The 13035-nt window shown below is 65.2% G+C and carries 16 protein-coding genes; 6 read left to right on the plus strand and 10 right to left on the minus strand.

The genetic code is table 11. The features are described 5' to 3' along the window. Positions 1-36: 36 nt before the first annotated feature. Positions 37-972, minus strand: a complete 936-nt coding sequence (locus tag BDOA9_RS12070; protein WP_025034192.1) for a DMT family transporter — start codon at positions 970-972, stop codon at positions 37-39. 105 nt (positions 973-1077) lie between these two features. On the opposite strand from BDOA9_RS12070, the gene BDOA9_RS12075 reads away from it, so the two are divergent. Continuing rightward, complete coding sequence (locus tag BDOA9_RS12075) at positions 1078-1467, plus strand: DUF1330 domain-containing protein (RefSeq protein WP_082847915.1); 390 nt, start codon at positions 1078-1080, stop codon at positions 1465-1467. A gap of 29 nt (positions 1468-1496) precedes the next feature. Here BDOA9_RS12075 and BDOA9_RS12080 read toward each other — a convergent pair whose 3' ends face one another. Further along, entirely contained in the window at positions 1497-2429 is a 933-nt protein-coding gene (locus BDOA9_RS12080) for a DMT family transporter (RefSeq protein WP_025034194.1), read from the minus strand. A gap of 369 nt (positions 2430-2798) precedes the next feature. Here BDOA9_RS12080 and BDOA9_RS12085 point away from each other — a divergent pair, with 369 nt between their 5' ends. Then, positions 2799-4091, plus strand: coding sequence for an adenylosuccinate synthase (locus tag BDOA9_RS12085; protein ID WP_025034195.1), 1293 nt, complete (start codon positions 2799-2801; stop codon positions 4089-4091). Between the two features lie 37 nt (positions 4092-4128). After that, complete coding sequence (locus tag BDOA9_RS12090) at positions 4129-5718, plus strand: hypothetical protein (RefSeq protein ID WP_025034196.1); 1590 nt, start codon at positions 4129-4131, stop codon at positions 5716-5718. A 153-nt stretch (positions 5719-5871) separates the two neighbouring features. Here BDOA9_RS12090 and BDOA9_RS12095 read toward each other — a convergent pair whose 3' ends face one another. The 3 genes from BDOA9_RS12095 to BDOA9_RS12105 all read right to left on the minus strand — a co-directional run bounded on the left by BDOA9_RS12095 (position 5872) and on the right by BDOA9_RS12105 (position 6900). Continuing rightward, entirely contained in the window at positions 5872-6144 is a 273-nt protein-coding gene (locus tag BDOA9_RS12095; RefSeq protein ID WP_042335990.1) for a hypothetical protein, read from the minus strand. Positions 6145-6391: 247 nt separating this feature from the next. Further along, on the minus strand, positions 6392-6622 hold the full coding sequence (locus BDOA9_RS12100) for a hypothetical protein (protein WP_025034197.1): 231 nt from the start codon (positions 6620-6622) through the stop codon (positions 6392-6394). Positions 6623-6657: 35 nt separating this feature from the next. Next, positions 6658-6900 carry a cysteine rich repeat-containing protein gene (locus tag BDOA9_RS12105; protein ID WP_025034198.1) on the minus strand — a complete coding sequence of 81 codons (243 nt, stop codon included), beginning with the start codon at positions 6898-6900 and terminating at the stop codon, positions 6658-6660. A 144-nt stretch (positions 6901-7044) separates the two neighbouring features. Here BDOA9_RS12105 and BDOA9_RS12110 point away from each other — a divergent pair, with 144 nt between their 5' ends. Then, complete coding sequence (locus tag BDOA9_RS12110; RefSeq protein ID WP_025034199.1) at positions 7045-7470, plus strand: DUF5413 family protein; 426 nt, start codon at positions 7045-7047, stop codon at positions 7468-7470. Positions 7471-7528: 58 nt separating this feature from the next. Continuing rightward, positions 7529-8071 (plus strand): DUF4112 domain-containing protein, encoded by a 543-nt coding sequence (locus BDOA9_RS12115; RefSeq protein WP_025034200.1) that lies wholly within the window; start codon positions 7529-7531, stop codon positions 8069-8071. Between the two features lie 220 nt (positions 8072-8291). On the opposite strand, the gene BDOA9_RS12120 is transcribed toward BDOA9_RS12115, so the two are convergent. The 5 genes from BDOA9_RS12120 to BDOA9_RS12140 form a co-directional block, all read right to left on the minus strand. Further along, a complete protein-coding gene (locus BDOA9_RS12120; RefSeq protein WP_025034201.1) occupies positions 8292-8588 on the minus strand; it encodes a hypothetical protein in 297 nt (98 codons plus the stop codon). 212 nt (positions 8589-8800) lie between these two features. Next, positions 8801-8965: a DUF3309 family protein gene (locus BDOA9_RS12125; protein WP_042335992.1), complete on the minus strand. Its 165-nt coding sequence runs from the start codon at positions 8963-8965 to the stop codon at positions 8801-8803. 103 nt (positions 8966-9068) lie between these two features. Continuing rightward, a complete protein-coding gene (msrB, locus tag BDOA9_RS12130) occupies positions 9069-9488 on the minus strand; it encodes a peptide-methionine (R)-S-oxide reductase MsrB (RefSeq protein ID WP_025034202.1) in 420 nt (139 codons plus the stop codon). Between the two features lie 30 nt (positions 9489-9518). Beyond that, a complete protein-coding gene (msrA, locus tag BDOA9_RS12135) occupies positions 9519-10223 on the minus strand; it encodes a peptide-methionine (S)-S-oxide reductase MsrA (protein ID WP_025034203.1) in 705 nt (234 codons plus the stop codon). 314 nt (positions 10224-10537) lie between these two features. After that, complete coding sequence (locus tag BDOA9_RS12140) at positions 10538-11653, minus strand: ATP-dependent DNA helicase (protein WP_025034204.1); 1116 nt, start codon at positions 11651-11653, stop codon at positions 10538-10540. A gap of 394 nt (positions 11654-12047) precedes the next feature. Between BDOA9_RS12140 and BDOA9_RS12145 the strand changes: the two genes are divergently transcribed. Continuing rightward, entirely contained in the window at positions 12048-13028 is a 981-nt protein-coding gene (locus BDOA9_RS12145) for an ABC transporter substrate-binding protein (RefSeq protein ID WP_025034205.1), read from the plus strand. The last annotated feature ends 7 nt before the right edge of the window (positions 13029-13035 follow it).

Consider the following 13035-nt stretch of genomic DNA (forward strand, 5'->3'; position numbering starts at 1 on the left):
ATGGCTATAGGTCGTGGATGCGTCCGTGCCGCGGAATTACTTCTTCGCCGAGCCCCGGCGCGATGCAAGCACGACGCCGGCGAGCACCAGCGCGTAACCGATCAGGTGGAACGGCTGGAGCTTTTCACCCAGCAGCAGGATCGCCAGCGCCGAGCCGAACACCGGCACCAGATGGAAGAACGGCGCCGCCCGGTTCGGCCCGATCAGCGCCACGCCGCGGTTGAAGAAGAGATAGGCGAGGGTGGAGGGAAAGATCAGGATGTAGCCCAGCGTCGCCAGCGTGATCGCGTCGAATTGCAGCACGGCCCCGCTCGCCGCCTCCCAGATCGCCGTCGGCAGCAGCATCGTCGCGCCGCAGCAGGTGGTGAAGGACAGGAAGGAGAGCTGGTGGATCTTCGGCCGGCGCGGGATGAAGGCCGAATAGAGCCCGAACGCCACCAGCGAGGAGGCGAACATGATGTCGCCCCTGTTGAAGCTGATGCTTGCCAGCGCCGCGAGGTCGCCGCGCAGGATGATGATCAGCACGCCGAGCAGCGAGATCGCGATGCCGCCGAGCTGCGCGGCGGTCAGCCGCACGCCGAACAGCACCAGCGACCACAGCGCCACGAACAACGGACCCGCCGACTGGATCAGCAGCGCATTCAGCGCCTCGGTGTATTGCAGTGCCCAGTACGAGATCGCGTTGTTGAAGGCGAAGCCGACCAGCGACAGGAACAGCATCAGGGGCATGCTCTGGCGCAACGCAGGCCAGTCGCGCTTCAGATGCGGCCAGGCGAACGGCAGCAGGATCAGGAACACGCCGAACCAGCGGATCGTGGTGATCGTCAGCGGCGGCACATGCGCGCCGACATGGCGCGCGAGCACGATGTTGCCGGCCCAGAACAGCGAGCTCAGGCTGAGCAGCAGATAAGGCTGGTTGTTGAGCCAGCTGGCCGGATTGGCGGCCGGAGGCGCGGGCGAAGCGGTCGTCATGGGCGTTGCATGCGAGCTTGCGCCGGATCGCCGTCATGGCACAAGTCACGGCACCGCAATGCTACAATGCAGCCGAGCCTTGAGGAGGTGCCATTGACGGTCAATATGTTGAACATCGAGGGCCTGGAGCGGCTCGATCCGAATGCGCCGGTGGTGATGCTGAACCTGATGCGCTTCCACGCGCGCTCGCGCGACGGCAACGGGTCGGGTTGGGACGCGTATTTGCGCTACAGCGCGATCACGGTGCCGATGATCAAGGCGCGCGGCGGCACGCTGCTCTGGACCGGCGAAGCCAAGGCGGTCGCACTCGGTCCGCACGCGGGCAACGATTGGGACTTCGTCGCGCTGGTCCATTACCCGGCGGTCTCGGCCTTTCTCGACATGATGACCTCGGAAACCTACGAGCGCGAAGCCGATCCGCATCGCGCGAGCGCCTGCGCCGAGCACGTGATCATCGCGACGAGCGAGGCCTACAGCAAGTTCAAGATGAAGTAAGCAAGAGCGGAGCCGCGCTGGTAGCGGCCCTAAGCCGCCTGCTTCCTTGACGCCGCGAACACGCCCGCCAGCACCAAGGCAAAGCCGATGAAGTGGAACGCCTGCGGGTGCTCGCCCAGAAACACCATCGCCATGATCGAGCCGAACATCGGCGTGACGTGGAAGAACGGCGCGGCGCGGTTGGCGCCGATCAGGCGCACGCCGCGATTGAAGCAGAGATAGGCGAGCGCCGAGGGGAAGACGGCGACGTAGAACAGGGTCAGGAGGTTCGTCCCGTCGAGCTTCATCACCGGGCGCGCCGACAATTCCCAGATCTCCAGCGGAATGAGACAGGCCGCGCCGCAGCCGAAGGTGAAGGCGAGGAACGAGAGGCCGTGCATCGGCGGCCGCTTCAGCGACAGCACCGAATAGAGCGCGAAGATCAGGAGCGCGAGGAGGAAGATCAGGTCGCCCTTGTTGAAGTCGATGCTCGACAGCGTGGTGAAATCGCCGTGCAGCAGGATGGTCAGCACGCCGCCCATCGACAGCACGACGCCGAAGGCCTGCGCCGCGGTGAGACGGATGCCGAGGATGACCAGCGACCACAGCGCCACCAAGAGCGGCGCGGCCGATTGCAGCAGCAGCGTATTGAGCGCCTGGGTGTGCTCCAGGGCCCAATATTGCAGCGTGTTGAAGGCGCTGATGCCGATGACCGAGAGCGTGATCATCAGGCCGAGCTTGCTGCGGATCGCCGGCCAGTCCTGCACGAGGTGCTTCCAGGCGAATGGCAGCACCAGCAGGAACGCAAAGAACCAGCGCAGGAACGACAGCGTCACCGGCGGAATGTGGCCGGCCGCGAGCCGCCCGACGATGGCGTTGCCGGCCCAGCACAGCGCGGTGATACTGAGCAGCAGGTAAGGCTGGTTGGCGATCCAGCTGTGGCCGGATGTTTCCGCGCGCGTGGTGTGGTCGGTGGCGGACATTGTGATGGGTGGGCCCTGCGTCGAATACGCCGAGCCCTCCGGCCCGGCGAGGTCCGGGCCGGCTGATCACCCGGCAGGTCCAAAGACACGGAAAACGAGGTTGCATCAACGGGGGCGCTCGCATCGCGACCATGCCGCCGGCGATGGCGGCCCCGCGCGCTTTGGTCGAAGCTGCTGCGCCGGCCCGCAAGGGTTCGGGATTTTCCGCTTATATCAAGGGCTTGGGTGGGGCGCTGGACCCTGAAAAAGCCCCGTTCTTGCTTGCCTAGAGGGGCTGCTTCCTTTATCCGGTTGGCTGCCTTGCGTGCGAACGGCTCCCGGCCGTCAGTTCGGCTGGCGCATCTAAAATCTTCGAAGGATTACCCGCGAATGGCCAATGTTGTCGTCGTCGGCGCCCAATGGGGCGACGAAGGGAAGGGCAAGATCGTCGACTGGTTGTCGGAGCAGGCGGATATCGTCGTCCGCTTCCAGGGCGGCCATAATGCCGGCCACACGCTGGTGATCAACGGCAAGACCTACAAGCTCGCGCTGCTGCCCTCCGGCGTGCTGCGCGGGGGCAAGCTGTCGGTGATCGGCAACGGCGTGGTGTTCGACCCCGCTGCCTTCCTCGACGAGGTCTCAAGGCTCAGGTCGCAGGGGGTCGACGTCAGCCCCGACAACCTGCGCGTCGCGGAAAACGTCACGTTGATCCTGCCGCTGCACCGCGAGCTCGATGCACACCGCGAATCCGCCAGCGCCGCGGCCGCGATCGGCACGACGCGCCGCGGCATCGGCCCGGCCTATGAAGACAAGGTCGGCCGCCGCGCCATCCGCCTGATGGATCTTGCCGATCACCAGACGCTGCCGCACAAGATCGACCGCCTGCTGGCGCACCACAATGCGCTGCGCCGCGGCCTCAACCTGCCGGAATTCGACGGCGCGGTGATCCTGAAGGAGCTGATGGCGATGGCGCCGCAGCTCCTGCCCTATGCCGAGACGGTGTGGCGGCTGCTCGACATCGAGCGGCGCGCCGGCAAGCGCATGCTGTTCGAGGGCGCGCAAGGCGCGCTGCTCGACGTCGACCACGGCACCTATCCTTACGTCACCTCGTCCAACACGGTGGCGGCCCAGGCCGCGACCGGCGCCGGCCTCGGACCGGGCGCGGTCGGCTATGTGCTCGGCCTGTGCAAGGCCTACACCACCCGCGTCGGCCAGGGCCCGTTCCCGACCGAGCAGGACAACGAGATCGGCCGCAAGATCGGCGAGCGCGGTCGCGAGTTCGGCACCAATACCGGCCGCCCGCGCCGCTGCGGCTGGTTCGACGCCGTGTTGGTCCGCCAGGCGGTCCGGACCTGCGGCATCAATGGCCTCGCGCTGACCAAGCTCGACATCCTCGACGGCTTCGACTCGATCGAGGTCTGCACCGGCTACAGGCTCGATGGCAAGGAGATCGACCATTTCCCGGCCGGCGAAGGTGCCCAGGCCCGGGTCGAGCCGATCTACGAGACCATCGAGGGCTGGAAGGAGCCGACCGCCAATGCGCGGTCCTGGGCCGACCTGCCGGCGCAGGCCATCAAATATGTCCGGCGGATCGAGGAATTGGTGGGATGTCCGGTTGCGCTGCTTTCCACCAGCCCGGAACGCGAAGATACTATCCTGGTGCAAAATCCGTTTGAGGCTTAACGATATCTTACCGGGACGCGCGTATAGTTGAGTAGAAATGGCTGATTACTATCCGCTGATCGCCCGCGCTATTGCCGCCCTGGACCCCAACGCTCCCGGCGAAAGCCGTCGCGCGCTCTATGAGCGGGCGCGTACGGCGCTGATCGCGCAGCTGCGCAGCGTGCAGCCGCCGCTGTCCGAATCCGAGATCACCCGCGAACGGCTGTCGCTGGAAGAGGCCGTCCGCAAGGTCGAATCGGAGGCCGCCCAGCGCGCCCGCGAGGCCTCGCGTCCCGGTGGCGCGACCCGCTCGGGCTCGAGTGGCGATGCCTTCCGCCGCGCCAGCACGAGGGCCGCCGAGGGCAACCCGGCTGCCGCGCCGCCGCGCACGCGTCCGGCTCCGGCGCCGCCGCGCGCCGACCGCCCGTCCTTCAACGTCGACGACCAAAACGAGGCCCCGCGGCCGCCGCGCGCGCCCCGTTTCGACGCCCCGCGCCCGTCTGGCCCGCCCGCCGCGCCACCGGAGCCGCCGGCCGGGCGCGACCGCCAGGCTGCGCGCCGTCCGACCGATGTGGGACCGCCGCCGCCGCTGCCGTCCTCGCCCGGCGTGCGCGGCTTCCGCGACATCACGGCCGATGCCAACGATCTCGGCGGTGCCGCCGCGCAGGCCAGCCGCGCCGCGCGCCGCACCTATGCCAACGTGCCCTCGCCCTCGCCGGAATTCGACCGGATGGAGCCGAGCCTGGAAAACCGCACCGGCGAGTCCGAGGCGCCCTATTCCTATGACGAGTCGATCGAGGAGGCCGAGCGCTACACGCCGCAGCCGCCGTCGCCGCGTCCGCGCATCGCCGCCGATCGCGACGTCAAGAAGCGCGCCCGCACCGGCTCCGCCTTTCCGTTCAAGAGCGCGATTGCGGTCGGCATCGTGCTCATCCTGGTCGGCGCCGGCATCCTCTGGGGCAAGCAGCTGGTCCAGATCGTCAACGGCTTTCTCAAGCCGTCCGCGACGCAAGTGGCTGACACGCCGACGACCCCGGCGCAGCCGCAGAGCAAGCCGAAGATTCCCGATCGCGTCGGCCAGCCTTCGGCGGACCAGCCGGTCGCCCCGGTGGCGCAGAAGGTCGTGCTCTATGACGAGGATCCATCCGATCCGAAGGGCAAGCAATATGTCGGCTCGGTGGTGTGGCGGCTCGAGCCGATCAAGGCCTCGGGCAACCAGAAGGCCGACGTCGCCGTGCGCGCCGACATCGAGATCCCCGACCGCAAGTTCAAGATGACGATGTCGTTCCGCCGCAACACCGATTCCTCGCTGCCGGCGAGCCACACCGCGGAATTGACCTTCATCCTGCCGCAGGATTTCCCCGGCGGCAGCGTCTCCAACGTGCCGGGCATCCTGATGAAGTCGAACGAGCAGGCCCGCGGCACGCCGCTCGCCGGCCTCGCGGTCAAGGTCACCGACGGGTTCTTCCTGGTCGGGCTGTCCAACGTCGACGCCGACCGCGCCCGCAACGTCCAGCTCCTGAAGGAGCGCTCCTGGTTCGACGTGCCGCTGGTCTACGCCAACCAGCGCCGCGCCATCATCGCCATCGAGAAGGGCGCTCCCGGCGAGCGCGCCTTCAACGACGCCTTCGCGCAGTGGGGCGATTGAGGCTTACTCCGAGAAATCTCGGCCTCCATGACCGGAGGCGTCGCTACACACTCCGTCATTGCGAGCGCAGCGAAGCAATCCAGACTGTTGCCACGGTGACAGTTCTGGATTGCTCCGCAATGACGGCGGAGCGGCAGGCGTCGCCACTCCTTGCTACTGCGCCGCCGCTTCGCGCTTGCGCGATGCCGCCGCGGCGGCATGCTCGCGGTCCATCACGGCGCGGCAGCCGGGGCTGACCTGCGCCTTGTTCCGGACCATGCAGGCGGTGATCCGCGGGATGTCGGGGATCTCGCTGGAGCACAGCCGCATCGCGTCACCCGAGCACATCTGCTGGGCTTCTTGCGTGAAGGCGAGAGCGGGTGATGTCTGGAGAGCGAAGGTGGCGGCGACGGCGAAGAGCGAAGCGATGGTTTGATGGCGTGTCATGAAGGATGGGTCCCTGAGTTCCCTTAAGGCGTGAGCCGCCTGGTGTTGGGGCGCCGCACCCGGCTTGATCTGCCGCATGTCGCAACCTTCACGCCGGGAGCTTCGATCCCGCGTGTGGTCGCTCGATTTCCTGATGCCCGAATCGAAAGTGCTGCGCCGCCCGAGCGAAGTATGCGCCATTGTCACGCGCCCGCAATGGCCGGCACAAAGGAATTCGCAATTGTTGCACGCCAGTCACGTCGTGCGATCAGATCAGCCGGTCAGACGACGCCCGCGCTTGTTCCGCATCGCTCGCGCCCAGCGAGGCGGCGTGCTCCTCGACGGCGGTGACGCCCTTCGGCGTCAGCTCGAACAGATCGCCGGCCTTCATCACATAGCCGTCGGCGATCAATTGCCCCATCTTGCCCTGCCGGTCGTCGGCAAAGGCGACGGACTGGCTGATGTCCCGCAGGATCGAGAGCTCTTCGTCGTGCAACATGGCTTCACTCTCCGATTGCGGGGATGGGTCCGTCCTCACATGCCGTGGCTCTGAAATACCTTGCTGCACGATTTCGACAGCTTGGCCCGGTTGGCTTGCAGGCAGCTCTGCACCGCGCCGTCATTGCCGAGGTCCTTGCGGCAGAAGCGCTGCGCATCGCGCGAGCAGGCCTGCTGCTCCTGCGGCGTGCCCATATGGCCTTGGGCGAGCGCGGGTGCCGTCGACAGGCCGCTCAGGGCCGCCAGCGCGATCGTCGCCAGAAGAAATTTGCGGGCCATCGGCGGCTCCAGTCTGTCAGGGGTTGAATTCAGGTCCAGCATGAACTCATCGTCTTGCCACTTGTTCCCCTCAAGGAGCCCGGTGCCCCGCTGTTCAAGGTTCCCACTGCGCTGCTATAACCCCGGCAAAGAGTGAGGTGCTTGATGAAACGCTATCTGGTGTTTGCGCTGGTCGGTCCGTTCGTCGGCGGGTTCCTGCTGCTGCTGACGACGACCTACCAGTCCGGCTATTGGACCCAGACCAATCTCGGCGAGGTCGGCAAGCTGTTCGCGGTGTTCTTCAAGACCCTGCAATACAGCTACCTGTTCGGCTTCCTGCCCGCGCTGATGATCGGCGCGGTCGACGACATCCTGCTCCACATCCGCCGGATCGGTCCCGGCTTGCGAATGCTTCTGGTCGGCGTGTTCGCCTTCGCCCTGGCCTCGCTCACCTACAGCTCGCGCGGCCCGGATTCGGGCGCGGTGCAGTTCATCCTGTACGGCCTCGTCGGTTTCGTGCCGGCGGTGATGTCATCCTGGCTCGTGCATCGCTATGTCGAGGAGCCGCAAGCCGCGCCGGCGCCGACCTGAGGCGCGGCGTTCGGGCGCGGCAGCAACCTCCGCCGCGCTGGCGCGTTCACCGAAGGCCATGGCCATGCCCGACGACGACATCCTCGCTCCGCGCAAATCCGGTTCCGGGAGCAGCTCGCGTGCGCGCTTTTCGCGCGACGAGGCGCGCGGGCCGATCATCGATCAGGAAGGCCACGAGATCAGGCCGGAAAGCCTGGAGCAGGGATTTCGCGAGTTTCGCTTCGAGTTCGGCCAAGGCAGCCCGTTCGGCAATCTGACGCGCGAGCAGCGGATCGCGCGGCTCGAGGCGATCGCCAAGCTGCTCGATGTTGCCTTCATCCTGCCCGGCACCAACATCCGCTACGGCATCGACGGGTTGATCGGCCTGATCCCCGTCGTCGGCGACATCATCACCACCGCGATCTCGCTGTGGCTGGTGCGCGAAGCCCGCGCGCTGGGCGCGCCCTGGCACGTCACGGCGCGCATGCTCGGCAATGTCGCGGTCGACGGCGTGGTCGGCCTGGTCCCGTTCGCGGGCGACGCCTTCGACGTCATGTTCCGCGCCAACATGCGCAACGTCCGCCTGCTCCAGCGCTGGCTGGAAAAGCAGCCGCGGATGTAGGGTGCGATGCCGCAGGTCCATCTGATCGGCAATACGCCGGATTTCTCAACGTCGTCATTGCGAGCGCAGCGAAGCAATCCAGAATCTTTCCGCGGCGGGACTCTGGATTGCTTCGCTGCGCTCGCAATGACGCTCGGACAAAGCCCCCCAAAAACACAAAAGGCGCGACGACCTTTCGGCCATCGCGCCTTCTGCGCACATCGAACTTGCTCGTGAAAGCTTACGCCGCGTCGGCGTCGGTCTCCGCGGCGGCGGGGGCCGGCTTGGGCCGGCGGGGCAGCGGGAAGGCATCGCTCTCGTAAAGCGAGCGGATGCCGTTCTGGTCGAAGCGCGCTTCCTCGACCTGGAGATAGGCGCCGTTCAGCGAATCCGTCGGCAACTGCTCCATCGCGAACTGCACGGCCTCGGCCGCAGTGCCGAACCGCCGGTAGGTGAAGCCCGCGCGCTTCTTCTTGCGGATGGCGGCGGGGAAGAGCTCGGCGGAGGTGTTGAAGTTGAACGGACGCAGTGGACGCATGGTCAAAGACCTCGTGATCTTCTCTGGGGCTTTAAGCGCGTGGGGTTGGGGAGGGCAGGGGCCGCAATCGAGCGGGCCCGCCACATGTCATTGTCGCCCTCTAATATAGGCCGATTTGACAAAAATGCGACCCCCGCGATGCGAGATGATGAATCCGTGCATGGCAGCTCCGCAGGCGCGGAAAATCTTTATATTTCAATTATTTAAATGGTTTAAACCTTGCCAAGAAGCAGCAGCACGATCAGGACGACCAGCACGACCCCGCCGATCCCCATGCCGGAATGCCCCAAGCCATAGCCGTAGCCGCCAAACCGGCCCGACAGGCCGCCGATGAGATAGATGATCACCAGGATGAGCAGGATGACCCCAAGCGACATGACACCCTCGCTGGCGGCCGCCGAAATGCATGATCGGCCGTAACGCCAGAGAAAAGCACATCGCGCCGCCGGGTTCCACCTGGGAACCCGGCGGCGTGCCGCGTTATTTGGGCTCGAGCTTCAGCGCCGCGGAATTGATGCAGTAGCGCAGGCCGGTCGGTCCGGGGCCGTCGGGGAAGACGTGGCCGAGATGGCCGCTGCATTTGGCGCAGAGCACCTCGGTGCGGATCATGCCGTGGGTCGTGTCCCGCTCCTCGTCGATGTGGCTCTCGACCGCGGGCTGGGTGAAGCTCGGCCAGCCGCAGCCGGAATCGAACTTGGCATCGGACTCGAACAGCACATTGCCGCAGCCGGCGCAGACATAGGTGCCGGCACGGTGGTCGTGCTCATATTCGCCGGAGAAGGGACGCTCGGTCGCCTTCTCGCGCAGCACGGCGTATTGCATCGGCGTCAGCTCGCGCCGCCACTGCTCCTCGCTCTTGATGACCTTGTCGTCGGTCGCTTTCGTCTTGGTGTCGGGCATGGGTCTCCCGTTGCTTTGGTGATCTTTCGATCAGTTGGTGGCCTTGCCGGCATTCACCAGCGTCGGCTTCTCGATGTAGTTATCCGCGAACAGCTTTTTCAGGTTCTCGACCTTGGGGATGTCGTTATAGGCGATGTAGGGCTGGTTCGGGTGCAGCGTCAGATAGTCCTGGTGATAGGCCTCCGCCGGATAGAACGCCTCCAGCGCGCCGACCTTGGTCACGATCGGCTTGTTGAACACCTTCGCGCCGTTGAGCTGGGCGATATAGGCCTCCGCCACCTTCTTCTGCTCGTCCGAGGTGGTGAAGATCGCCGAGCGATATTGCGGGCCGACGTCGGGGCCCTGGCGATTGAGCTGGGTCGGGTCGTGCACCACCGAGAAGTAGATCTGGAGGATCTTGCCGTAGGAGATCTTCTTCGGGTCGTACTTGATCTCGACCGCCTCGGCATGGCCGGTGCGGCCGCTCGACACGGCCTGGTAATCGGCGGTCGCCTTGGTGCCGCCGGAATAGCCGGAGACCGCGTTGACGACGCCGCCCGTGTGCTGGAAGACGCCTTGCACGCCCCAGAAGCAGCCGCCGGCGAGCACGGCGGTCTGGATGCCGCTTGCGGGTGCCGCGTCCAATGCGGGCGGCGGGATCACGACCGCCTCCTCCGCGGCCCGGGACGGCATCGAGAAAGCCAGCGTCAGGGCGGTGGTTGCGGCGAGCAGGGCGGCGAGGGCGGTTCGGCGCATGGCAATCCTCTTTCGGCAATCCCTCTTTCGCGAGGGCTGACAGTCTAGGGCGGACGGGACCGGGCGAACAGCCTGCCGCCTGTGTTTTCGCATCATCCGAGATACGGGCCGAGCCGCAGATTGTTACGCCGGGCCGGACACGAGACCGTGAGCACGCAGCCGGCGCGACGACAGGCCGGCTTGGCGGGAGGTGGAACTCCGCGCTAGATGAACCGGCGCGATCGACGATCGACGACGTCTGGGGCCGCGAAAAGCACGATCAGCAGCCGTTGACGTAGCCGTGCCGCTTTAATGGTTGCGGCGGCGCCGGTGCTCTAGACGACGATGCTCAGCCTTTTCGCCGCCCGCGTGATCCCCGTGTACAGCCACCGCGCCCGCGAATCCTGGAACGCGAAGCTCTCGTCGAACAGCACGACATCGTCCCATTGCGAGCCCTGCGACTTGTGCACGGTCAGGACGTAGCCGTAGTCGAACTCGTCATAGGGCTTGCGCTGCTCCCAGGCGATCTGCTCGACGCCGCCCTCGAAGCAATCGGCTCGCACCGAGACCTTGGTCACCTTGTGCCCGAAATCCTCGTCCGGCGACAGCCGCATCGAGAGGATGCGCGACTTCGAACGCGAGGTAGTGCGCGACTTGACGCGCCACAGGCCGCCGTTGAACAGGCCCTTCTTGCGGTTGTTGCGCAGGCACACCAGCTTGTCGCCGGCGACGGGAAACTGATCCTCGATGTTCTGGCGCTGGCGTACCCGCATGTTGTAGGCGCGGCGGGTGTTGTTGCGGCCGACCAGGATCTGGTCGGCACCCATGACGCGATCGGGATCGAGCTCTTTCCGCGAGACGACCTCGCTCTCGCCATAGCGGCCGATGTCGAGCTCGCGTCCCTCGCGCACGTCCATCGACATCCGCACGATCGGATCGTCCTGGGCCTGGCGATGCACCTCGGTCAGCATCGCGTCGGGCTCCGAATTGGTGAAGAAGCCGCCGCCCTGGATCGGCGGCAGCTGCGCGGGATCGCCCAGCACGAGGAGAGGACAGTCGAACGACATCAGGTCGCGGCCGAGCTCGGCGTCGACCATCGAGCATTCGTCGATCACGATCAGTTTTGCCTTCGACGCCGGCGCATCGTCCCACAATTCGAAGCTCGGTTGCTCTTCGCCGGATTCGCGGGCGCGATAGATCAGCGAATGGATGGTGGAAGCGCCGTCGCAGCCCTTGTTGCGCATGACGAGGGCCGCCTTGCCGGTGAAGGCGGCGAACTTCACCTCGCCGTCGACGCCCTCGGCGATGTGCCGCGCCAGCGTGGTCTTGCCCGTGCCGGCAAAGCCGAACAGGCGGAACACCGGCGGCGTGCCGGCCCGTCCCGGCCTGGCCTTGAGCCAGTCGCCGACGGCTTTGAGCGCAGCATCCTGATGCGGGGTGAAAGTGGCCATGACTGTCTTGAGGGAGCGGCGAAAAGAGGCGATTCGCTCATCCCCAAATTAACCATTCGCCCCAAGGGTTCAAGCGCATGGCCATCGCATTTCAAGGCCGATCACTGCGGCCATTTCGAGACGCTCACCGTTGCGGGCCGTCAGGATGAGGGCGTAGCCTGATCGTGCTATGTCACGAATTCGATGAACTCGAGAACGCACTGTCGACCATCCGTGCTGGTCGTACCAAGCATGAGGTTCTCTTTGCCCGAAGCTGACCTGACCGATTGCGTACCTTTATCTTACGATGAAGCCGCTGCGGCTCATTGAGGGACAGCGTCGATATTTCGTTGTGGCCTCCCTTTAGGCTGGTAAGCTCGACATATTCCAAAGTCTGTTGCCTCCGGAGCAGCCGATGCGGCGACGCGCATTCCTCAATTTACTCGGGGCCATCGTGGCATGGCCTCCTCTGGTGCGCGCACAACAACTCCGGAAGATTTATCGCATCGGTTGGCTGACGAGCGGTTCGTCGAGTCAGCAACTTCACCTTATCAAAGCTTTTGAGGAGAGCCTGCGGAATCTTGGATACCGCATTGGCGAAAACGTCATCATCGAGTACCGCTTCGCTGATGGCGAGGCTGCGCGGCTCCCGGCGCTCATCGCAGACCTTAGCCAGCGCGGTGTAGACGTCATCATCACAGGCAACCATTCGGCGGCGGCAGTCATAAAAGGTGCGTCGAATATTCCAATCGTAGTGCCCAATAGTGTCGATCCCGTCAGCAACGGCCTCGTTGCTAGTCTGGCTCGGCCGGGCGGAAACGTCACCGGTCTTACCCAGGACACGGGTGCCGAGCTAAATGGCAAGCGGCTTGAACTGCTGAAGGAAATATTTCCGAGCATCAAGCGAGTGGGCGTGCTCTTCAATCCGGAGTTTGCTCCAAACTCGGTCAGACTTCCGTCTGTGGGTGAGGCCGCCCGCACGCTGGGACTGACGCACATTTCGGCTAAAGTACCAGCGGCTACCACGCTGGAAGAAGCTTTTTCAATGTTGGTTGAGCAGCAGGCGGAAGGGCTCATAGTGCTCGGGGATTCCGTGCTGTTTAACGCCCGCAATCAAATTGGCGCGATGGCCATCGCGAACCGTCTGCCGGCAATCTCCGTTGGCAGGGAATACGCCGAGGCGGGGCTGCTCCTTGCCTATGGGGTTGACTTTTACGACCTGTTTCGTCGATCCGCTCTCTTCGTTGACAAGATCCTTAAGGGTGTGGCGCCTGCCGATCTACCCGTCGAGCAACCAGCGAAATTTGAACTAGTGGTGAACGCAAAGACTGCTAAGATTCTCCGTCTAACTATCCCTTCGACGCTGCTTGCCCGTGCCGACAACGTAATCGAATAGGGCCCTG

The organism is Bradyrhizobium sp. DOA9, assembly GCF_000617845.2.
Lineage (GTDB): Bacteria > Pseudomonadota > Alphaproteobacteria > Rhizobiales > Xanthobacteraceae > Bradyrhizobium.